20 protein-coding genes are annotated in these 19851 nt (G+C 64.8%); 7 read left to right on the forward strand and 13 right to left on the reverse strand.

The window, feature by feature from the left end:
* Window positions 1–32: 32 nt before the first annotated feature.
* The 6 genes from GQ57_RS01605 to GQ57_RS01630 form a co-directional block, all read right to left on the reverse strand.
* The gene (locus GQ57_RS01605) at window positions 33–1343 is read right to left on the reverse strand and encodes a DUF3422 family protein (protein ID WP_031397203.1); all 1311 of its coding nucleotides are present in this window, start codon (window positions 1341–1343) and stop codon (window positions 33–35) included.
* A gap of 32 nt (window positions 1344–1375) precedes the next feature.
* Window positions 1376–1954 (reverse strand): S-(hydroxymethyl)glutathione synthase, encoded by a 579-nt coding sequence (gene gfa / locus GQ57_RS01610; protein ID WP_034196890.1) that lies wholly within the window; start codon window positions 1952–1954, stop codon window positions 1376–1378.
* Window positions 1955–2014: 60 nt separating this feature from the next.
* Window positions 2015–3124: an S-(hydroxymethyl)glutathione dehydrogenase/class III alcohol dehydrogenase gene (locus tag GQ57_RS01615; protein ID WP_031397205.1), complete on the reverse strand. Its 1110-nt coding sequence runs from the start codon at window positions 3122–3124 to the stop codon at window positions 2015–2017.
* 57 nt (window positions 3125–3181) lie between these two features.
* Window positions 3182–3457 carry a formaldehyde-responsive transcriptional repressor FrmR gene (gene frmR, locus GQ57_RS01620; RefSeq protein ID WP_031397206.1) on the reverse strand — a complete coding sequence of 92 codons (276 nt, stop codon included), beginning with the start codon at window positions 3455–3457 and terminating at the stop codon, window positions 3182–3184.
* 332 nt (window positions 3458–3789) lie between these two features.
* The gene (gene gshA / locus GQ57_RS01625; RefSeq protein ID WP_034196891.1) at window positions 3790–5397 is read right to left on the reverse strand and encodes a glutamate--cysteine ligase; all 1608 of its coding nucleotides are present in this window, start codon (window positions 5395–5397) and stop codon (window positions 3790–3792) included.
* On the reverse strand, window positions 5390–6145 hold the full coding sequence (locus tag GQ57_RS01630) for a ZIP family metal transporter (RefSeq protein WP_031397208.1): 756 nt from the start codon (window positions 6143–6145) through the stop codon (window positions 5390–5392). The genes gshA and GQ57_RS01630 overlap by 8 nt, the downstream gene beginning before the upstream one ends.
* A 379-nt stretch (window positions 6146–6524) precedes the next feature.
* On the opposite strand from GQ57_RS01630, the gene GQ57_RS41265 reads away from it, so the two are divergent.
* Entirely contained in the window at window positions 6525–6833 is a 309-nt protein-coding gene (locus tag GQ57_RS41265; RefSeq protein ID WP_152603169.1) for a hypothetical protein, read from the forward strand.
* Here the strand turns inward: GQ57_RS41265 and GQ57_RS01635 are convergent.
* On the reverse strand, window positions 6807–7745 hold the full coding sequence (locus GQ57_RS01635; protein WP_031397209.1) for a LysR family transcriptional regulator: 939 nt from the start codon (window positions 7743–7745) through the stop codon (window positions 6807–6809). The genes GQ57_RS41265 and GQ57_RS01635 overlap by 27 nt on opposite strands.
* Before the next feature lie 212 nt (window positions 7746–7957).
* On the opposite strand from GQ57_RS01635, the gene GQ57_RS42970 reads away from it, so the two are divergent.
* Window positions 7958–8119 (forward strand): hypothetical protein, encoded by a 162-nt coding sequence (locus GQ57_RS42970; RefSeq protein ID WP_160257498.1) that lies wholly within the window; start codon window positions 7958–7960, stop codon window positions 8117–8119.
* A 226-nt stretch (window positions 8120–8345) separates the two neighbouring features.
* Window positions 8346–10325 carry an excinuclease ABC subunit UvrB gene (gene uvrB / locus GQ57_RS01640; RefSeq protein WP_034196892.1) on the forward strand — a complete coding sequence of 660 codons (1980 nt, stop codon included), beginning with the start codon at window positions 8346–8348 and terminating at the stop codon, window positions 10323–10325.
* Window positions 10326–10421: 96 nt separating this feature from the next.
* Here the strand turns inward: uvrB and GQ57_RS01645 are convergent, their stop codons facing one another.
* Window positions 10422–11381: a LysR family transcriptional regulator gene (locus tag GQ57_RS01645; protein WP_063934548.1), complete on the reverse strand. Its 960-nt coding sequence runs from the start codon at window positions 11379–11381 to the stop codon at window positions 10422–10424.
* 122 nt (window positions 11382–11503) lie between these two features.
* Between GQ57_RS01645 and GQ57_RS01650 the strand changes: the two genes are divergently transcribed.
* Window positions 11504–12892 carry a DHA2 family efflux MFS transporter permease subunit gene (locus tag GQ57_RS01650; protein WP_034196893.1) on the forward strand — a complete coding sequence of 463 codons (1389 nt, stop codon included), beginning with the start codon at window positions 11504–11506 and terminating at the stop codon, window positions 12890–12892.
* Between the two features lie 230 nt (window positions 12893–13122).
* Here GQ57_RS01650 and GQ57_RS01655 read toward each other — a convergent pair whose 3' ends face one another.
* Window positions 13123–13668, reverse strand: a complete 546-nt coding sequence (locus GQ57_RS01655) for an RBBP9/YdeN family alpha/beta hydrolase (protein ID WP_031397213.1) — start codon at window positions 13666–13668, stop codon at window positions 13123–13125.
* 121 nt (window positions 13669–13789) lie between these two features.
* On the opposite strand from GQ57_RS01655, the gene GQ57_RS01660 reads away from it, so the two are divergent.
* Window positions 13790–14245 carry an Lrp/AsnC family transcriptional regulator gene (locus GQ57_RS01660; protein ID WP_031397214.1) on the forward strand — a complete coding sequence of 152 codons (456 nt, stop codon included), beginning with the start codon at window positions 13790–13792 and terminating at the stop codon, window positions 14243–14245.
* A 151-nt stretch (window positions 14246–14396) separates the two neighbouring features.
* On the opposite strand, the gene GQ57_RS01665 is transcribed toward GQ57_RS01660, so the two are convergent.
* A complete protein-coding gene (locus GQ57_RS01665; RefSeq protein ID WP_031397215.1) occupies window positions 14397–15002 on the reverse strand; it encodes a TetR/AcrR family transcriptional regulator in 606 nt (201 codons plus the stop codon).
* 110 nt (window positions 15003–15112) lie between these two features.
* Here GQ57_RS01665 and GQ57_RS01670 point away from each other — a divergent pair, with 110 nt between their 5' ends.
* Both GQ57_RS01670 and GQ57_RS01675 read left to right on the forward strand, forming a co-directional pair.
* Window positions 15113–16168 (forward strand): sugar phosphate isomerase/epimerase family protein, encoded by a 1056-nt coding sequence (locus tag GQ57_RS01670; RefSeq protein ID WP_031397216.1) that lies wholly within the window; start codon window positions 15113–15115, stop codon window positions 16166–16168.
* 32 nt (window positions 16169–16200) lie between these two features.
* Complete coding sequence (locus GQ57_RS01675) at window positions 16201–17085, forward strand: alpha/beta fold hydrolase (protein WP_034196894.1); 885 nt, start codon at window positions 16201–16203, stop codon at window positions 17083–17085.
* A gap of 183 nt (window positions 17086–17268) precedes the next feature.
* Here GQ57_RS01675 and GQ57_RS01680 read toward each other — a convergent pair whose 3' ends face one another.
* Genes GQ57_RS01680 through GQ57_RS01690 form a run of 3 tightly spaced genes read right to left on the reverse strand, consistent with a single transcriptional unit; the run spans window position 17269 to window position 19738 of the window.
* Window positions 17269–18003: a polysaccharide deacetylase family protein gene (locus GQ57_RS01680; protein WP_034196895.1), complete on the reverse strand. Its 735-nt coding sequence runs from the start codon at window positions 18001–18003 to the stop codon at window positions 17269–17271.
* Between the two features lie 23 nt (window positions 18004–18026).
* Entirely contained in the window at window positions 18027–18587 is a 561-nt protein-coding gene (locus GQ57_RS01685) for a hypothetical protein (protein ID WP_034196896.1), read from the reverse strand.
* A 5-nt stretch (window positions 18588–18592) separates the two neighbouring features.
* The gene (locus GQ57_RS01690) at window positions 18593–19738 is read right to left on the reverse strand and encodes a glycosyltransferase (protein ID WP_034196897.1); all 1146 of its coding nucleotides are present in this window, start codon (window positions 19736–19738) and stop codon (window positions 18593–18595) included.
* Window positions 19739–19851: the final 113 nt, after the last annotated feature.

A 19851-nucleotide genomic window follows, 5' to 3' on the forward strand; every position in this document is an offset into this window, starting at 1 on the left:
ATGCATCCCGGCGACAGTCGGTCGAGTGCGCTTCAGTGTTTCGTGTCGCTGTGCGAATGCTTGATGCGACGGACGGTCCACCAGATCGCGAGGACGACGACGGGTACAAGAACGGCAATGGCGAGTTCCGGGGCCACGATGTCGTGAATGCCGGGTACGCCTTTCAGAAGATCGGCAATCAGACTCACGACGTAGTACGAGATCGCCGCGACCGACAACCCTTCCACGGTCTGTTGCAGGCGTAACTGCAGCTTGGCCCGGTTGTTCATCGAAGCCAGCAGATCCCGGTTCTGTCGCTCGAGTTCGACATCGATCCAGGAGCGGAGCAGCGCGATCGATCGTGTCAATTTGTCGGACAGCTTGGCCTGGCGCTCCTTCACCGACCGGCAGGTGCGCATCGCGGGGGCGATGCGCCGATGGAGAAAGTCATGCCAAGTGTAGAAGCCCGGAACGGCTGCTTCGGCAAGCGACGCAAGCCGCTCTTCGACGATGTCGTAGTACGCGCGGCTCGCGCCGAACCGGTAGAGGTTCGCCGCCGCGCCGGCCTCGAGTTCCGCTGCCAGATCCGTCAGATCGGATAGGAGAACTTCATTATTCCGGCGTGCGCTGGAACGCATCAGGTCCGTTATGTCGGCGAGACGGCCCTCGATACGCCGAAGCTCCGACGTAAGGGATCGGGTCAGCGGGAGCGCGAGCAGCGCCAGCGTCCGGTAGTTCTCGATTTCGATCAGCCGCTGCGCGAGCGCACCGGCGCTTGCCTGCGTCAATCCGCGATCCAGGACGAGGATGCGCGTCAGGCCGTTTTCATCCTGCCGGAAATCCGTCACGATCGCGGCCGCGCCGTCCTCGACGAGCGAATAGCACAGGCCGACGGGGTCGAAGCGCCCGACTTCCTTCTCCGCGTCGGGTGTCCACGGCAGCAGGTCGAGACGGATGCCGCAGATGACCGGGCCGGGCGGCGTGAAGCCGTGCCTGAACGGATCCTCGCCCGCGGGCGTCATCGTTTCGAGAGAGAGCGGAGCGCTCCAGAGATACGTGGAGAACTCCGTGTGCTTTTCGCAATGGAGATCGCCCTCGTTCCATGCAAGGGCATGAAGCGGTGCGCCCAGCGTCTGCGGAGCGATTCCCAGGCGATCCGACAGGGCGGTCAGGGCGGCACTGTCCCGGCTCATGTCCCCTTCGGTCAGGAACGCGAACTGGACCAGCGTACGAGGTGCCTGAATGAGGAGATGCGGGCGGGCGTGTACCTCGCCTACGGCAGCCGCCCGATCTTCGTGAGCCGGCATGCCATATACGGTCGGGGAGGGGTGTTGGGCCGTATTGGCTGGGATGGGCTCATTCATCATGACCTCGTGTCTACATGGTTCGAAAGGGATCAGGCTTCGCGGTAGGTGCCTTTCTGTTTCGCCGCGTGAATGGCCAGGGCATCCATCAGGCCAGGAGAAAGACAGTCGTACGGCTCGAGCTGGAGTTCGTGCAGCCTGCCGCGAATCTCCGCCATCTTCGAAGGCGGGGTGCCGCTTTCGATGACCGACGAAACGAACGCGGCGAAGCGGGGTTCCGACCAGCCCTCCTCGGGGGAGAGTTCGGTGTGAACGAAATCGAGGCCGTAGAACGCGTGCTGCGGGTTTTCGATGCGACCGAACATATGGACGCCGCATTCCCGGCAAGCATGGCGTTGAATCGCCGCGTGCTCGTCGACGACCTGAAGCTTCTCCGGATGCGCGATCACACTCACTTTGTCGCGCGGCACGACCGCGACCAGGGCGAAGGTTGCACTGGCGGGTTTCCAGCATTTGGTACAACCGCACGCGTGGTTGTGCAACGTCTGTGCGGCGACTGCAACTTCGACCGTGTCGCTCGGACAGTGGCACCGGAGTACGCCGCCGGCAAAGCCGGGGTGTTCGGGACGGCGCCCGTCGTCCACGGACGGATGGATGGAAATGGCACTCACGATGGCTCTCCTTGGGGAGGGAAAGACTGCGCGGCGCGATGCCGCGCAGTCGGGCCGACATCAGTAGTGAATGACCGTACGAATCGACTTGCCTTCGTGCATCAGGTCAAACGCGTCGTTGATCTTGTCGAGACCCATGGTGTGCGTGACGAAGGGGGCGAGATCGATCTCGCCTTTCATCGCGTCTTCCACCATGCCCGGCAGTTGCGTACGCCCCTTGACGCCGCCGAATGCGGAGCCTTTCCAGACCCGGCCGGTCACCAGCTGGAACGGACGGGTGGAGATTTCCTTGCCCGCACCGGCCACGCCGATCACGATCGACTGGCCCCAGCCGCGGTGCGCCGATTCGAGCGCGGCACGCATCACGTTGACGTTGCCGATACACTCGAACGTGTGGTCGACACCCCAGCCGGTCATCTCGACGAGGACTTCCTGGATCGGCTTCTCGTAGTCGCGCGGGTTCAGGCAGTCGGTTGCACCGAACACGCGTGCCAGCGTGAACTTCTCCGGGTTCGTGTCGATGGCGATGATGCGCCCCGCCTTGGCTTGCCGCGCACCCTGGATGGCCGCAAGACCGATACCGCCGAGACCGAAGATGGCGACCGAGTCGCCCGGCTGAACCTTCGCGGTGTTGTGAACCGCGCCGATGCCGGTGGTGACGCCGCAACCGAGCAGGCAGACGTGCTCGTGATTGGCCTGCGGATTGATCTTGGCGAGCGAAACTTCCGCGACCACGGTGTATTCGCTGAACGTCGAACACCCCATGTAGTGGAACAGCGGCTGCCCGTTGTACGAGAAGCGAGTCGTTCCATCCGGCATGAGCCCCTTGCCCTGGGTCGCGCGGACCGCCACGCACAGGTTGGTCTTGCCGGACTTGCAGAACAGACATTCGCCGCATTCCGCCGTGTAGAGCGGAATGACGTGATCGCCGGGTTTCACGCTGGTGACGCCTTCGCCGACTTCAACGACGACGCCGGCACCCTCGTGGCCGAGAACGGCGGGGAACACGCCTTCCGGATCGTCGCCCGACAGCGTGAAGGCATCGGTATGACACACACCGGTATGCGTGATCTTGACGAGAACTTCGCCCTTGCGCGGCGGTTCGACGTCGATCTCGACGATTTCCAGCGGCTTGCCGGGCCCGAAGGCAACAGCTGCACGTGATTTCATGATTTCGCTTCCTTGACTAAGTTAGGTCTCCGAAACCTGACGCCACCCTGGCGTCGGCTAACGGAGATAGGACCGAACGATAGAGATGGTTTCCTCGATGGACTTCTTCTGCGAGTCGGTAGCGGCTTCACTCTCCGGGAACTCTTCTCGCAGATAGCTTTCCAGGACGGCCGCCATCAAACCGTTGACCGCACCCCGGACGGCCGCAAGCTGCTGAAGAATCGCAGCGCATTCTGCGTTTTCTTCGAGCGCCTGCTCAAGAGCGATCGCTTGCCCGCGAATACGGCGAACCCGGGTAAGCGCTTGCTTCTTTTCTTTGGGACTGTAAGGCATGGTCTCTTTCCTGTCGGTAGATGGAAATATACTATACTCCCGCATAGTATGGAAGTGCGTGATTGGGTGGAATTTACACCTGCAGCATGCGCACCCCGAGAGTGTACAAGAACTGCCCCGGAGTATCCCTTCTCCGGGGTAGTCCATCCGGCCGCCGGCCGCCGTCCGGACCGGGGGGCGATCCTCGCGAGGATCGTCTTCGGTCAGCCCTTGGCGGCGCGTCGTGACGCCTCTTCGGCATCCGCCTGCCGGGGAAACCCGGGTGAATTCAGGACAGGCCGGTGACGGCGCTTGAATTCACGGCGGGCTCCATCGGCCAAGCGTTCACCGGGTCATATCCATGCCTCGGCCGTTTGCTGTTCAAGCGCCAGCATGGCGGCCTGATGCATGTTCACGAACTGGTCGAAATCGTCTGTTTCCTTCGCCTCCAGGCGCAACTGTTCCGCTATCGATTCGTGCGCCAGCGCTTCGAATTCCTGTCGGGCCTCGTCGGGCAGCGCCCGAGCCCGGAAGTACCCGGCGTGCAGCCGGCTTTGCTCCATCGCAAGGCGGTCGAAACTCATGGCGCCTTCGCTCATCGCGGTCAGCACCCGAGCCGACGGCGTCAGAAACGGGTCCTCGACCTTGGCGTGCTGCGCAAGCAGCGCCTGCCGATACGTCGCGCCTTCGTTCGTGCGAGTGCGATCCAGCAGATCGGCAACCGGCGCGATCTCCACAAGCAATTCGTTCGCCCATTCCCGCAGCGAGATCGATCGGCCGCGGCGCTGAAGTTTCAAATCCCAACGGCGCCCCTCGGTCGCCACCGCATGAGCGTTGGCCGTGCTCTCGGCGTGATCGCCGGCGCCCATCGAAGGGCTCTCGCTCATCGCGCAGTAGAACAGGAACGCGTCGAGGAAACGCGCCTGGGGCAAATCGATGCCCAGCGGCAGGAACGGGTCGACGTCCAGGTTGCGCACCTCGACGTACTGGACGCCGCGGGCCGCCAGGGCCTGAATGGGCCGCTCGCCGGCGCGTGCGATGCGCTTGGGCCGGATGCTCGCGTAGTGCTCGTTCTCGAGCTGAAGAATGTTCGTGTTGAGTTGCACCCATTCGTCGTCGAGGTGAGTGCCGATCGTTTCGTATTCCGGGTAGCGCGTGCTCGCGGCCAGCCGGAGGCTGTCGAGATGGCTCGCCAGGCTGTTGTAGCAGGGTGCAATGCCGGCCTGCGCGTTGCTTTGATAGCCGAGATCGCTCATGCGCAGGCTGGTCGCGCCGGGGAGATACACGGTCTCGGCGTCGAATCGGTCGAGGCGGCGCGCCGCGTCGCGAAGGAAGCGTGTGCCGACCGCCGGCGAGGCGCCGAACAGATACAGCAGCAGCCAGCCGTATCGACGGAAATTGCGAATCAACGCCATATACCCTGACGATTGCGCGTCGTGGCTGCGCTCGCCGGTATCCGCTGCTTCCAGCAACACAGGCCACGCGGCCTCGGGCAAGGAAAAGTTGTAATGGATGCCGGCGATGCACTGCATCGCCCGTCCGTAGCGGAGGGCGAGGCCCTTGCGATAGACGTGCTTGAGCCTGCCGGTGTTCGACGTCCCATATTCGGCAATGGGAATCTCTTCCTCGGACGGCAGCGTGCAAGGCATCGATGCGCTCCATAAGAATTCGTCGCCTAGGGTGGTATAGGCGAAACGATGTAGCGCATCAAGTCTCTCGAGGGCGCGAGCCGGGTCGGCCGATGCCGGCGTCACGAACTCCAGCAGGGATTCCGAATAGTCGGTGGTGATCTGCTTGTGCGTGAGCGCGGCGCCAAGTGCTTGCGGGTGCGGGGTGCGGGCCAGATGGCCCGCGCTCGTGACGCGCAGGCTTTCCCGCTCGATGCCGCGAAGACCCTGGCCGAGCAGCGGCAACTGTTCGCCGAGAATGCGCAGGCGACGGGTAAGCGTTCCGTTACTCATGAGCGATCCCGCCGACCAGTGCGACCAGTGCGATGCCGAGGAGCAACCAGACCATCTGGGCCGAGGTTTCCCGGCTTGTCTGACGTTGTTGCAACCGCGGGATCAGGTTGGAGAGTGCGACGTAGATGAAGCTGCTGCCTGCCAGGGTCACCAGGAACGGCTGCCACGTCTGCAGCCGGCTCGCCAGGAAATAGCCGGCGACGCCGCCGAGCGCCGTGATCGACCCGGCCATCGAAACCTTCAGTCGCGCCGGGCCACGACGGCCGCCTTCGCGCAGCACCACGAGGTCGCCCATGTGATGCGGGACTTCATGCACCAGGACCGAGATGGCCGCGACGATGCCAGCCCGAACGTCGGCGACCAGCGCGGACGCAATGAGCACCCCGTCGCCAAAGCCGTGGACGCCGTCGCCGATCAGCAGCGGCCATCCGGCGCCACGGTGACGGTGGTCGACAGGGTGAGGCTCGCGATGCCGCAGTGCGACCTTGCTCAGCAGAAAGAAGAAGACGAGGCCGACGAGCAGGGTCAGGAACAGCGCTTGAACATCGACCTTGCTCTCGAACGCTTCGGGCAGCAGGTGCGTGAATGCCGTCGCCAGGAGCGTGCCCGTCGCCAGGCTGAGCAGACGCTGTTGCGCGTCGCTGTCGTCATGACCGGCCGACCGGGTGCGCACCGTCAACAGGTCCGCCACCCAGACGCTACCGACTCCCGCCCCTAACGTGGCGACGATGATGATCATTAACGGCATAACGCTCGGGCAAGGTGAGAAGAAACGGGATCGAAGGACGGTACGGACGGGCCGTCGCCCGGACGCACGACGCGCGAGGCGATTGCCATCGGAACGGCCGGGCGATCGGCGCATCGTCATTCGTATACTATAGTGGAGTATAGATAATTGAAATAGCCTTGCGCAAATTCTGTTCGCTGTCGATGCCGGCGTGGTGCTGTTGCCGGGCGCCTCGTGGGGCTCCGCGCGGCCGGTCGCATGTCGAACGCATCCGGCGGGAAACGCGGGGCGTCGGGCTGCGGGCCGCATGGAGCGGATGATCTTCGCGGGCAACGCGGCATCGCGGCAGGTGTCATGAGCCATGGAAGCCTCTCGGCCCGTGAACGTGGCAAGGAGATCGATGTCTTGCAAAGCAACCGGACGTATTACGACGATCGCCGGACGGGTGTTGCGCGAGGTTCCGTTCCGGAGGCGGAGAAGCGACGATGCGTTTTCAGAAATTGTCCGACGAGATCAGGGGGGCATTAGTGCGACAAATACGGAATTCACTCAGCCGGTTTTTCAGGCGGCATCGAGTGGATGGCGTAAAGCGCACGCTTTCGATAAAAATCGCAGCTTGTGCGCAGCCGGTCAAACTGGAAAATTCTATGAAGAGATAGATTTTTTCTTTGAAAGACTTTCGTTATTTGTCGGAATTGGCCGGATCTGATAGCTTTGGGCGCAAGCTGCGATGGGCAGCGAGAAGCGCCTGTATCGGTGCGGCAACTTCTTCGGTATGAACCATCTCCAGTAGCGCGTTCGATGTCGTCGATTCGAGCCCGCGTCGGGTGGCAACGAATCCGACACTGGCCTGCGCGCCGGCTCCGCTCACGGCAAGCGCCTGAAGATGGGGGATCTGCCTGAGCCGGGCCGCGAGGGATTGCGGCAGCACCGTGGCGTATTTGCCCGACGTGACGTGGGCCACGAGCACTTCCAGCGAGTCCGTGCATATCGCTCTCGCGCATTGGGCGAGCTGAGTTTGCGCGCTCCGTGGAATGGCGGAGTCGAGCAGGCACAGCGGAAGTTGCGCGACGTGATTCCACGTTACGTTTCTCGGTTGCGGCTCGATGCTGGATTGGAAGGCGAAGATGCGTTCGCGATACAGCAGGTGCGTATCGAAATTTTCATCGACGAAATCCTCCAGATAGGCGAAGGCAATGTCGAGGGCGCCTTCCCTCAAACAAGTGGACAAGGTGATGGAATCGGCGGTCGTGATGGATTGTTCGAGCAGCGGGATCTTTTCGGCGAGGGCGACGCTCAGAATCGGCGCGACCGCGGACATGCCGGGGAGTACGCCGAGGCGGAACGGCCCTTCGATTCCACGGTGCAGCGCCGACAGCTCGCGCCGCAGCCCCTTGCAGTCCTCATGCATCTGTTGAGCCCATGCCAGTACCAGCGTCCCTTCCTTGGTGAGTCCGTCGTAGCGCTTGCCGTGATGCACGATCTGGGTGTCGAGGTCCTTCTCCAGCTGCTTGATGCCGGCGGAGAGGGTGGGCTGAGAGACGTTACAGCTTTGGGCGGCTCTACCGTAGTGACCTTCCCGGTTCAGGGCAATGAGGTATTCGAAGTTTCTGACGATCATGTGTTCCTCTTCTGATGATTCGGTCGAACCCGGTTCGGCAAACATAGCGCACGCCGAAGCCGGGCGCACCTCATGGGATTCCGCATGTGAGCATGCGAGCGCGAGCCGGAGCTTGCCTGTCATCTGCGTGCGGAGCAACGGTATGTGGAATGACGTCGCTTCCGCGGTGGCGTGCCGGAAGGTCGCATCCTGGTGTCGTGCCGGAGGGCGGGATGCCGTTGCGCATCGTGGCGATCGGATGTCGGCGGCAATTCGCCGGCGGCACGTCCGGTTTTGCTCCAGCCGCCGGGACGGCGGCGGGCAATGCCGCGCTCGCGCGGCCATCGGCGATCGATGTTCGGCCCGGCAAACGCGCTGAAGCGCCACCGGCCTGAAGCGGGGCGGCGCGGAGCGCATGCTTTCAATCGGCTTCAGATCGGCCGATTTGAAAGGATTGCATAGTAATTCGGCAGTGTGTGATGAAGCGAGTCGTCCAGACGGGTTCCGATCGCGAAGGCGAGCCGGGACGCCGTGCGTTCCGCATCGAACCGTCAGGATTCGTCGTGTTTTTCAATAGGCCGTACACGCTTGCATGGCGTGGGCTAACCAGGAGGACTGGCAATGTCAACCGGTGTCTTTATCCTTCACTCGAACTACACCCCGGGTGGGGATCAACCCGAAGCGATCGCGCGTCTGATATCCGGAATCGACGAAGGGGCGACCCATCAGACGCTGATGGGAATCACGGGCTCGGGAAAAACTTTTACGATCGCCAACATCATTCACCGCTTGAATCGACCAACCCTGATCCTGGCGCCGAATAAAACGCTGGCTGCACAGCTTTACGGGGAAATGAAGCAGTTCTTCCCTGAAAACGCCGTTGAATATTTCGTTTCCTATTACGACTATTTTCAGCCGGAAGTTTATATTCCCGGCAGCGACAGGTTCATTCAAAAAGACTCGGCGATCAATCAGCATCTCGAGAGATTGAGGCTGTCGACGACAAAGTCGTTGATCGAGCGTCGGGACGTGATCGTCGTGGCGTCGGTGTCGTCCATCTACGGCCTGGGCGATCCGGATGGATATCGCGCGCTGCAGATTCCGCTGTTGGACGGGGCGCAACTGCGACGGGACGAGCTGCTGCGCCGTCTGGAGCTGCTGCAGTACACGCGCTCGGAGCGCGCGCTCAAACGCGGGACGTACCGCGTGCGCGGCGACATGATCGATATTTTTCCCGCCGATTCGGAGTTCAGGGCGGTGAGGGTCGAACTGCCGGACGAGGTCGTCAAGTCGCTTTGCTGGACCGACCCCGCTACCGGGAAGCGGCTGGGTGACTTGAGAAACTATCTGGTTTCGCCGAAGACGCTTTTTGCCACGCCTCGCGACAAGATAGAGTCGGTGGCCGACAAGATACTTGCCGAAATGGAGGAGCGGGTCGACGCATTCAATCGCGACAACCGGCTGGTCGAGGCGGATCGCCTGTTCGAGAGGATCACGGGCGACGTCGAGATGATGCGGCAACTCGGCTACTGTTCCGGCATCGAAAATTACGCGTGCTACCTGAACGACCGCGAGGCCGGCCAGCCGCCGACCACGTTGCTCGACTACCTGCCCGCCGACGGGCTCCTGTTTGTCGACGAATCCCACGTGATGATCCCGCAGATCTCGGCAATGTCCCGGGGGGATCAGAGCCGCAAGGAGACATTGATCGACTACGGATTCCGGCTGCCTTCGGCAAAGAGCAATCGTCCGCTGAACTTCGAGGAGTTCGAGGCAATCAAGCCGCAGACGATCTTCGTGTCCGCCACGCCCGGGAATTACGAGCTGGAGGTCTCGAAAGACAGGGTCGCCAATCAGATCATCCGGCCGACGGGATTGCTCGACCCCGAGGTGGAGGTGCGGCCGTCGAAAGACAGCGTGCCGGATCTGCTCGAAGAAATCGGGCGGTGTGTCGGGGCGCGCAATCGCGTGCTGGTAACCGCATTGACGAAGAAGGCGGCCGAAGCGCTCCACGAGTTCATGTCGGAACGCGGCATTCGTTCTCGTTACATGCATTCGGACATCAAGACGCAGGAGCGGCTCGAGATCATCGATGGCCTGCGCGCCGGCGAATTCGACGTGTTGATCGGCGTGAGTCTCTTGCGCGAGGGGCTGGATATTCCGGAGGCATCGCTGGTGGCGGTGCTGGATGCCGATCATGCGGGCTTCTTGCGTTCAGCCCATGCGCTGATTCAAATGATCGGCCGGGTCGCGCGCAATACGGCCGGAAAGGCGATCCTGTACGCGGATGTCGTGACTCCGGCGATGACGGAGGCAATCGATGCGACGAGAGCGCGACGCGAGAAGCAGATGGCGTTCAACCGGGAGAACGGCGTGGTGCCCGTTTCGTCCGTCAGAAAGCTGGCGTCCGGGCAAGACGCCGAGATCGTCGGTCCTTCGATTCATTCGGCGGCCTTTTGCGAGAATTTATCGGTGCTTTGCCATCGAATTACCGCCAGGGAGGAGCAACTGCTGGAGTTCGCCGCCGCCGGAGACGAACAACGCGTGGAGGAGATTCGCCATCAACTGGACGGGCTGTATCGGCAGTTCATCTACATGTGAGTGCGACGATCCGGCGCGGCGCGGATGGCGGACGCCGGCGCTCCGGATACGCCGGCATTCTCGATCGCCACGCGATATCGCGCCGCGGTAGCTGGATCAGCCGCGACCGCCGGCCCGTGCGCCTTCAGGACCGGCGTCGGGCGCATCGTGTCGGTGCGACAGGTGTTCGACCAGCGCATCGATCGTGACGCGCAGCCGCGCGGTCATGCGCGTGGTCTTCGACCAGAGCACGTGGATGGGCAGCGGCGCGGGTTGCGCGTCGGGCAGGACGGCGAGGAGCCGCCCCGCGCGGATATCGTCTTCGACAAACCAGCCGGGCAGTTGCGCGAGCCCGAGCCCCGCCAGCGCCGCGTCCTTCACGGCCGCGACGTCGCTCAGGCGCAGGCGTGCGTGCCGCGACTGGCGCGCGCTTCGGCCCGCGTCGCCGGAGAACTGCCACGCGACCTCGGCGTCGCCGCGCAGGAGCGCGATGCGGCGGTGATGGTCGAGCGCTTCCCGCGACGATGGCGTGCCATGCCGATCGAGATACCCGGGCGCGGCGCACAGCCGTAACGCCTGTTCGCCCAACGGGCGCGCGACATGCGACGCGCTGTCCTCCAGCCGGCCGATGCGCACCGCGAGGTCGATGTTCTGCTCGACCAGATCGGCCGTGTTGCCGGAAAACAGGACGTCCAGATCGAGTGCCGGGTGACGCTCGGCAAGCGCGTTCAACACGGGCAACACGCGAATGCGTCCGTAGAGCACCGGCAGCGCGATGCGTACCCGGCCGGTCGGCGTCTGACGCCGCTCGGCCAGCGTGGATTCGGCCCGATCCAGTTCGGCCAGCGTGCGCAAGCAGGTCTCGTGATAGGCCTCGCCCTCGTCGGTCAGCGTCATGCGCCGCGTCGTGCGCTTGAACAGCCGCACGCCGAGGCGTTCCTCCAGTCGGGCCACGGCCTTGCCCACGCTGGACGGCGATTGCCCCATCCGGCGCGAGGCCACGCTGAAACTTCCGCACTCCACGGCCTGCACGAACGCGAGGATGCCGCGGAAGCGGTCGGTCGGCGGGATTGGCAATTTGATCGTCCCTGTCTCTTATCTTGATAAAGATTCTATCAATTGCGCCCTGGAAGTCTTGAATATGATTTTCTCCTTCATCGCGGCCCGGATGGCCGCGCTCACGAAAGGAGTGCCGTACCGTGCATCGTTCGCCGCGCCGCGCGCGCTGGCTGGCATTGGCCGGGGTCGCCATCGCCAGCTTCCTGGGCTGTATCGACTTCACGATCGTCAATACCGCCATTCCTGAAATCCGGTCGTCCTTCCATGCCGATATCGACCAGGTGCAATGGGTCGTCACGGCTTTCGTCATCGCGCTGTCGAGTTGCACCATTCCGGTGGGCCGGCTGGCCGATCGCCACGGCCGGCGCCGGGTGATGCTCGCGAGCATGGCGGGGTTCGGCGTCGCGTCGCTGGGGGCCGGGCTGGCGCCGGGGCTGGTCGCGCTGGTGATCTGGCGAGCCGTGCAGGGGCTGGCGTGCGCCGGGCTCTATACCGCGTCGGCCGCGCTGGTCGCGGCGATGTTTCCCGAGCAGGAGCGCGGCAGGGCGCTCGGGTTGCTGTTCAGCGTCAACGGGCTGGGGCTCGCGCTCGGCCCGGTCGCCGGCGGGCTGCTCGTCGACGCGCTGGGCTGGCGCTGGATCTTCCTCGTCAACGTACCGTTGATCGCCGCGAGTGTCGCGCTGTGCGCCGGCCGGCTGACGCAGGATGCGATCGCGGCGGTACGGGCGCGCGTCGACTGGACCGGTGTCGTCCTGCTGCTGCTGATCCTGCCCAGCGGCCTCGGCGCCGTGGTTCGCGGCGCGGAGCGCGGCTGGACGTCGCCGGCCACGCTGGGGCTGGCGTGCGTTGCCTTGCTCGCGGGTGCGGCGCTGGCCCGGGTCGAAAGGCGCACACCGGCTCCGTTGCTGCGGCTTGCGGCGTTCCGGCAGCGATCGTTCGTGCTGGCCGTTTGTGCGACGGCCGTGCTGGCCTTCTTCTACTGCGCGGCATTCCTGCTGATGCCGTTGTATCTCGGCGAACTGCGCGGGCAGGACAGCGCGGCGACGGGCTGGCTGCTGCTGCCCACGACCGCCGTCATGGCGATGGTTTCGCCGCTGGCGGGCCGTGGATGCGACCGCTTCGGCGCCGGACCGGTCATGGCGCTCGGATTCGCCGCGCTGCTGGTGTCGGCCGTGATGCAGTCGGCGTTCGGTGCGTCGACGGCCTGGTGGCGGGTGCTCGCCGCGTTCGCCTGCATGGGGTTCGGCTGGGGCTGCATTCTGGGGCCGTCCATGGCCGCGGCGCTGGCGGCCGTACCGGAAGCGCTGGCGGGCACGGCGCTCGGCCTGGCGACGACGGTGCACAACATCGGCGGATCGGTGGGCCTGGCCGCCGCAACCGCGTTGTACCGGTTCTCGGCCGCGCGCGGGGGCGCGTTTGTCTCGGGCTACCACGCGGTCATGCTGATGCTGGCAGGCGCGTGCATCGTGATGCTGTCGATACTGACGCTTGCGCGGCGCGCCCGGCGCGTGTCCGGGTCGGCGGTATGACACGGCGGCATTCGCGCGCTGCCGGGAGGGCCTGTTTTTCCCTGCCGCGCGTTGCGAGGCCGGGCGGATGCAGGGGATCGATGCCGGCCGTTTCCGGCTGAACGCCGCTCAATTCCACGGCGACGGCTGCGGGCGCGGGCAAGCGGCTTCAGTTCGATACGGCCGCTCGAATCGGTATCGGCATGCGGCGAGACGCTGATCGCCGATCGCTCAGGCCTCCGGCACGCGTGCTAAAGACGGTTCGTGTCGAACCGCTGGAGGAGCCGGTATCCGTCCGCCCAGTCGTCCAGGCGACTGGCGGCGTTCAGATGCCCCCGTGCGCCGACATCGAGGAACTCGCTGCCCCAGGCGTTCGCACAGGCCCGCGCATGACCGATTGCTGCGTAGGGATCGTCGTTGCTGGCGACCACGATGCTCGGAAATGGCAGCCCGACCGACGGTACGGGTGAAAATCCGATGCTGTCGGCGCGAGGAAAGGCCGGCGCCGTCGGATCGGGAACAGCCACGAGCAATGCCCCGGCTATCGCGACCGTGTTTCGCGCGGCCCAATGCACGACCGCGAGGCAGCCGAGACTATGAGCAACGACGATCGTATCGGGGCCGAGCGCCTCCGCCTCGCGTGCAATTGCCGCCACCCACTCGTCGCAGACGGCGTGATCCCAATCTTCGACTTGCATGCGGCGCCATTCCCCCGGCTTCGAGGTTTCCCAGATGCTTTGCCAGTGCGCTGCCCCCGAATTGCCGTGGCCAGGCACGATCAGAACGCGTCGATTCATGTGCGGTTTCCTCCAGAATTGAGTTCCCAGTGTAGGAGCCGAGCGCTTCTGCCAGAATGGCCAAACCAATGAAATCATCGTCGCATGGATCGGTATTCATGGAATTTGGAGGCGGTTGCGAATGAAACCCAAGCGAGTGGAACTGGACCGGCTTGACTGGCGCATTATCGAGGCGCTGCAGGTTCATGCGCGTGTGACCAACACCGAGCTGGGCAAACGGATCGGACTGTCGCAGCCGGCGGTCAGCGCCCGCATCAGGCGACTGGAAGAGCACGGTGTGATCGAGGGTTACTCGGCGAGGGTCAACGCCGGGCTCCTGGGGCGCGATATCTCCGCACTCGTCCGGATACAGACGACTCACGCGCAGATCGCGAGATGCCTGAAGGCCTTCGCAACGATGCCCGAGATCGTCGAGGCGCATCGCATCACGGGCGATGACTGCTTCATCGTCCGCGTGGTGGTTCAAAGAATGTGCGAACTGGAGAAAGCCATCGACGCGCTGGCCAGGTTCGGGCCGGTGACCACCTCGATCATCCTCGCGAGCTATCCGCCCAAGGCGATGGGCGAGATCACGTGAGGCATGGACAACGGGCCGATGGCGGCCCGGCCGTCTCGCGTTTCACTCGAATCCTCTCGTTGCCCGACGTCTCCCGAACCCGACAGGCCGGTTGACGAACGGCAACCGCGGCCGGTGCGCATGAACGCCGTGTCCGGCCAGGCGAGCCGCGTTATGCGCCGTCACGCACGGCCATCGCAAGCGGCATCATGGCCGGCGCGATGGACGCCAGCAGGCGCTCTTTCGAGACTCCGTCGCGGGCCTGGACGGAAATGCCGTGCAACTGGGTCGCATAGAAATCGGCCAGGGCCTTGACGTCGGCGCCGCGCGCGAGCTGTCCCTGCTCGGCCGCAAGCTGCAGGCGCTCGGCGATCGATTGCGTGCGTGCACGCCGATGTCCGGCGAGCCATTCCATGACGCTTTCGTTTTCGGCGGAATAGTTGGTGGCGGCGGAGACCACCATGCAGCCGTGCGGATGGCCGCGCCTCGTATAGGCGGCGACGGCATCGCGCAGCATCCGCTCGACGGCCGTGCGGACATCGGCCTCCCCGGCGAGCGCGCGATCGGCGAAGCCGCCATCGCCTTGCTCGTAGAGCGCCACGGCTTCATGGAACAGCGCCTCCTTGCTGCCGAACGCCGCGTAAATGCGCGCGGACGCAATGCCCATCGCTTCGACCAGGTCGGACATCGATGTGCCTTCGTAGCCGCGTCGCCAGAAAGCGAGCATGGCGCGCTTCAGCGCCATGTCGCGATCGAATTCTCTCGGTCGTCCCGCCATTTCCCTGTCGTCCGTGGTCACATCGTGGAGCGATTTTATCGCGCACCGTGTTGACACGGGCCGTTTCCTCGTCCTATTCTTTGTCGATCAACAAACAATAGGAGTCGGTCATGCGTACCCTCAAGGGCCCCAGTCTTCATCTGGCGCAGTTCGTCGGCGATACCGCGCCTTTCGACAACCTGCCCGATATCGCGCAATGGGCCGCCGGCCTCGGCTTCAAGGCATTGCAGATTCCCGCGTGGGATACGCGTCTGTTCGACGTGGCGACCGCCGCGGAGAGCCAGGACTACTGCGACGACGTGAAGGGCATGCTGGTCGAACACGGGCTGGAGATCAGCGAACTGACCACGCATATCTTCGGGCAACTGGTCGCCGTGCATCCGGCGTACGACGCCATGTGCGACAACTTCGCGCCCGAGGCCGTGCGCGGCAATCCGGCCGCGCGCACCGCATGGGCGCTGGAGCGGCTCGAGCTGTCGGCGCGCGCTTCACGCCGCCTGGGGCTCACCGACATGGGCACCTTCTCGGGCTCGTTCGCGTGGCCTTACCTGTTTCCGTTCCCGCAACGGCCCGCCGGCCTCATCGAGACGGCCTTCGACGAACTGGCGCGCCGCTGGCGGCCGATTCTCGACGTCTGCGATGAAAACGGCGTCAACCTCTGCTACGAGATTCACCCGAGCGAAGACCTGCACGACGGCGTCAGTTTCGAGCGCTTCCATGCGCTGGTCGGCGGGCACGCACGCTGCCGGATTCTGTTCGACCCCAGTCATTTCGTGCTGCAGCAACTGGACTATCTGGCGTACCTCGATATTTACCGCGAGCACATCCGCATGTTCCATGTGAAGGATGCCGAGTTCCTGCCATCGGGGCGCCAGGGCATCTACGGCGGCTACAGTTCGTGGCTGGAGCGCGCCGGCCGCTTCCGCTCGCTGGGCGACGGCCAGGTCGACTTCAAGGCGATTTTTTCTAAATTTGCTCAGTACAACTATGAAGGATGGGCCGCCCTCGAGTGGGAATGCTGCCTCAAGGATCCGGAGGACGGCGCGCGCGAAGGTGTCGCGTTCATCAACGACCACATCATCCGCGTGACGGAGCGCGTTTTCGACGATTTCGCCGGCGCCGCGGTCGATCAACGGCAAATCCACACGATGCTCGGCCTCGAATGAGCCGCTTTCTCCCACTGCCAGGAACCATCGACATGTCCGCTCAACTCGCGTCGCCGCCGGCCGACGCCAATGGCTTCACACATCAATACGTCCGGATCGACGGCCAGCGCATCCATTGCGTGACGGCCGGCGCGGGTACGCCCGTCCTGCTGATTCCGGGGTGGCCGCAAACCTGGTATGCGTGGCGCCACGTCATGCAGGCGCTCGCCGGGCACGGCTTCACGGCTGTCGCGGTCGATCCGCCGGGCACCGGCCATTCCGACCGGCCGCTGGCAGGCTACGACACGGGGCACACGGCGGCCACGCTGCATCGCGCGATGGCGCAGCTCGGCTTCGACGTCTACCAGGTGGCCGGTCACGACGTCGGCATGTGGGTGGCCTATGCGCTGGCGAGCGACCGCCCCGAGGCGGTGAAGGCGCTGGCGCTCACGGAGGCCGTGATTCCGGGGCTGGCGCCGGCGCCGTCGATCTTCGCGCCGCCGGAGGAGAACATCTTCCTGTGGCATTTCATGTTCAATCAGCTGGCCGACTTGCCCGAGACGCTGATCGCCGGGCGTGAACGCGCGTATCTGACGTTCATGTTCGACCGCTGGTCGTTCCGGCGCGACCGCGTGGCGGTCGACGTCTATATCGACGCGTATGCGGCGCCGGGCGGCTTGCGCGGCGGCTTTTCCTATTACCGCGCCATTCCGGAGACGATCCGCCAGAACCGGGAGCGGGCGCAGCGGAAGCTGGCGATGCCGGTGCTCGCCATCGGTGCCGAACATGCCACGGGCGACGCGCCGCTGGTCACCCTGCGCGACAACGCGACGGATCTGCAGGGCGCGATCGTTCCCGATTGCGGCCACTTCATCATGGAAGAAGCGCCGGATGCGTTCATCGGCCACCTGCTGCCGTTCCTGATGCGGACCCGCTGAACCTGCCGGCCGACGCGGGCCTCGCCGCGCCGTCGGAACGATTGGCCGGGGCGAATTGCCTGCGTCGCCGGGCGCGCGCAGTTCGTTTCAGCCCCCATGCAACGGCATCGCGCCTTCCAGGGCGGCCCCGTTGCCGGGGAACCGGCCTGTCGGGCATGGGCTCGCGGCGGGCGCGGCCCTACCCTACCTGCGCGCCTGAACCCGCCCGCGCAGGCACTTGAACCACAGCCGTACCGCGCCGACGCCGCCCGCCACCGGAATCCGCGGCAACAGGAACGGATCGTCGGACGCGTCGGCGCAACCGCGCCGGGTGGTCGTCGCGTTGCCGTAACCGGCATCCGCGACCTGGTCGCGCACACGCGGGTCGAGATCGCCGTACGGGTAGCAGAACGATTCGACGCGCTGGCCGCCCAGCGCTTCGAGCTGCCGCCTGGATTCGGCGATCTGGATTGCCGACACGTGCGCCGGCACGCGCGACAGCGCGACGTGATCGAGCGTATGCGAGCCGATCTCGTGGCCGTGATCGCGCCAGGCGAGCATGTCCTCGCGAGTCATCAGCGGCGAATGCGCGGTATCGGCTTCCGCATCCCAGTCGTTTTTCCCGCCGAAGCGGCCGGCGACGAAGTAGCAGGTCGCGGTGAACCCGAGTTCGTCCAGCACGGGCATCGCATGCGTCAGCACGTTGAGAAAACCGTCGTCGAACGAAATGCCGAAGACTTTCCCGCTGCGTTCGCCGCGCAGATACGGCTGCAGTTCGCGCACGCTCAGGCCGCGGTAGCCGAGCCGGCTGAACAGCGTCATCTGGCGGCGGAACGCGCCGGGTGCGACGCTCAGGCCGCGCAGCCGGTCGGGCGGCGGCGGCAGCGTGCGTATCTGGTGGTACATCAGGATCGGATAGCGCGCGGCGGACGGCAGCATGGGGCGATCGCGGGAACGGAGGGTTACGCGGCCTTGCGGAAAATCCGCAGGGTCTTGAAGTGGCCGGTTTCGACGAAATCGGCATTCGCCGCCCATCGCTCGATGACCGGTTCGGCCTTCCGGTAGGCCGACGAGCCCGTGTAGAACAGGAGGTGCCCTGCAGGCGCGGTATGGCGTGCGAACAGGTCGAGCACTTCGGCGTCGGTCTTCGCGCCGTAGCGGCTGTTCGTCTCGTCGCGGTACTCGCACAGATGGAACAGCGTGACGACGTCGAAGGCCGGCAGCAGGTCCGGATTGCTCGTATAGATGTCGCCGAAATACGCCAGATAGGTCTTGCCGACCTCCGGCCGCCGCGTGACGAGATCGACGTACGACCTGTATTCCTTCGGCGACGCGGTGACGCCGAACACGGTGTTGTTCAGGTGCGGTCGCGCGCATGCCACGCCGACATGGTGGTGGCCGCCGGTGCCGAAGTGATAGATGCGGATGCCGTTGAGGCGAGCGGATTCCAGCCATTCGACGAAGTGCACGTCGCACGGGCACTCCCCGATGCGCAGATCCCAGTACTTCTTCCAGACGTTCATTGCCGTCACACCGACCTCATGGATGTCACGCGGCGATACGGGTTGTGTCGAATCGAGTTCTGATAGACGGACAACGTCGCCTCGACGAACCGGTCGAACGAGAATTCGCGCTTGCCCTTCAGTTGCGCGCTGCGTCCCATCGCGTGGACGCAGCCGGGCTCGCGTGCGATCGCGCGCAGGATCGGCTCGATCGCTTCCGGCTCGCGCGGCGGGACGACCCAGCCGTCCACGCCCGGCTCGACGTTCTCGGGCAGCCCGCCCACGCGGGTCACGATCGCGGGGCAGCCGAGCGACATCGCCTCGCGGCACGCGTACGACAGGCTCTCGTGATACGACAGCACGAACGACACGTCGACGATCGAGAACGGCGTCCGCACGTCGTCGAGGCGGCCGGTGCAGGCGATGCGCGACGTCATGCCGTGCCGCGCGATCTGTTCGCGCTGCTCGCCGGACGGTTCCGCACCGACCAGCAGCACGCGAAACCGTTCGCGCTCGTGGTCGGGCAGGCGGCCCAGCGCCGCGATCAGGTCCATCCAGCCTTTTTCCGGCGCGGTGCCGGCGCTGCTGCCCAGGACGATCGCATCCGCGCCGGACGGCCCGAACAGGGCCGTCTTGCGGCGGCGAATCTCGTCGCTCGCCAGTCGTTCCGCGGCCGGCTGGCGCACGCCGTGCTTGATGACCGTGACGTTGCCGTACGGCGACCGGAACGCGAGCATGTCCGCCACGTAGTCGCTGACCGCGATGGTGTGGTCGGTTGCCAGCCGTGCGCGCAGCAGGTTGCCGAAGCTGTCGGCGCGATAGGTGTTGTGCTTGGTGAGCACGACCGCGGGCCGACGCCGGCACCCGAGCAGCGCCAGCATCACCTGCCGATGGTCGGCGGACCCGTTGACATGGATGACGTCGAAGCGCTCCGCGACGATCAGCTGGCGCAGCCGGACGATTTCCACGCACAGCCGGTTCCAGCGCGGCTTGAATTCCATGTCGAAGATGGTCACGCCGGGGCTGTCCGACAGGAGTCGCGACAGACGGCTGCCCTCCGGCGACGCGACGGTCACGCGGTGATGCCGGCTCATCGCCACGGCGAGATCGCGGACGTAGGTGTCCTGGCCGCCGCCGTAGTCGCCGTGGAAGTTCGTATACAGAATGTTCATCGCGATGCCGCCTTTGTCCGGTCGCCTGTTTGACAGGACTGCTTAAGATGAATGAATCGAGCTTTCGAGAGCCGTGCTTCCTGCCCGGAGCCGGGTTTCCGGTTCGGGATCGT

This window comes from Burkholderia sp. MSh2, from assembly GCF_000731655.1.
Classification (GTDB): domain Bacteria; phylum Pseudomonadota; class Gammaproteobacteria; order Burkholderiales; family Burkholderiaceae; genus Burkholderia; species Burkholderia paludis.

Excerpts from the sequence above, each read along its gene's own strand:
- GQ57_RS01605 (WP_031397203.1), bottom strand. The coding sequence starts at position 1,343 with ATGAATGAGCCCATCCCAGCCAATACGGCCCAACACCCCTCCCCGACC.
- GQ57_RS01615 (WP_031397205.1), bottom strand. The coding sequence starts at position 3,124 with ATGAAATCACGTGCAGCTGTTGCCTTCGGGCCCGGCAAGCCGCTGGAA.
- frmR (WP_031397206.1), bottom strand. The coding sequence starts at position 3,457 with ATGCCTTACAGTCCCAAAGAAAAGAAGCAAGCGCTTACCCGGGTTCGC.
- gshA (WP_034196891.1), bottom strand. The coding sequence starts at position 5,397 with ATGAGTAACGGAACGCTTACCCGTCGCCTGCGCATTCTCGGCGAACAG.
- GQ57_RS01630 (WP_031397208.1), bottom strand. The coding sequence starts at position 6,145 with ATGCCGTTAATGATCATCATCGTCGCCACGTTAGGGGCGGGAGTCGGT.
- GQ57_RS41265 (WP_152603169.1), top strand. The coding sequence starts at position 6,525 with ATGTCTTGCAAAGCAACCGGACGTATTACGACGATCGCCGGACGGGTG.
- GQ57_RS01635 (WP_031397209.1), bottom strand. The coding sequence starts at position 7,745 with ATGATCGTCAGAAACTTCGAATACCTCATTGCCCTGAACCGGGAAGGT.
- GQ57_RS42970 (WP_160257498.1), top strand. The coding sequence starts at position 7,958 with ATGCCGTTGCGCATCGTGGCGATCGGATGTCGGCGGCAATTCGCCGGC.
- uvrB (WP_034196892.1), top strand. The coding sequence starts at position 8,346 with ATGTCAACCGGTGTCTTTATCCTTCACTCGAACTACACCCCGGGTGGG.
- GQ57_RS01655 (WP_031397213.1), bottom strand. The coding sequence starts at position 13,668 with ATGAATCGACGCGTTCTGATCGTGCCTGGCCACGGCAATTCGGGGGCA.
- GQ57_RS01660 (WP_031397214.1), top strand. The coding sequence starts at position 13,790 with ATGAAACCCAAGCGAGTGGAACTGGACCGGCTTGACTGGCGCATTATC.
- GQ57_RS01665 (WP_031397215.1), bottom strand. The coding sequence starts at position 15,002 with ATGGCGGGACGACCGAGAGAATTCGATCGCGACATGGCGCTGAAGCGC.
- GQ57_RS01670 (WP_031397216.1), top strand. The coding sequence starts at position 15,113 with ATGCGTACCCTCAAGGGCCCCAGTCTTCATCTGGCGCAGTTCGTCGGC.
- GQ57_RS01675 (WP_034196894.1), top strand. The coding sequence starts at position 16,201 with ATGTCCGCTCAACTCGCGTCGCCGCCGGCCGACGCCAATGGCTTCACA.
- GQ57_RS01680 (WP_034196895.1), bottom strand. The coding sequence starts at position 18,003 with ATGCTGCCGTCCGCCGCGCGCTATCCGATCCTGATGTACCACCAGATA.
- GQ57_RS01685 (WP_034196896.1), bottom strand. The coding sequence starts at position 18,587 with ATGAACGTCTGGAAGAAGTACTGGGATCTGCGCATCGGGGAGTGCCCG.
- GQ57_RS01690 (WP_034196897.1), bottom strand. The coding sequence starts at position 19,738 with ATGAACATTCTGTATACGAACTTCCACGGCGACTACGGCGGCGGCCAG.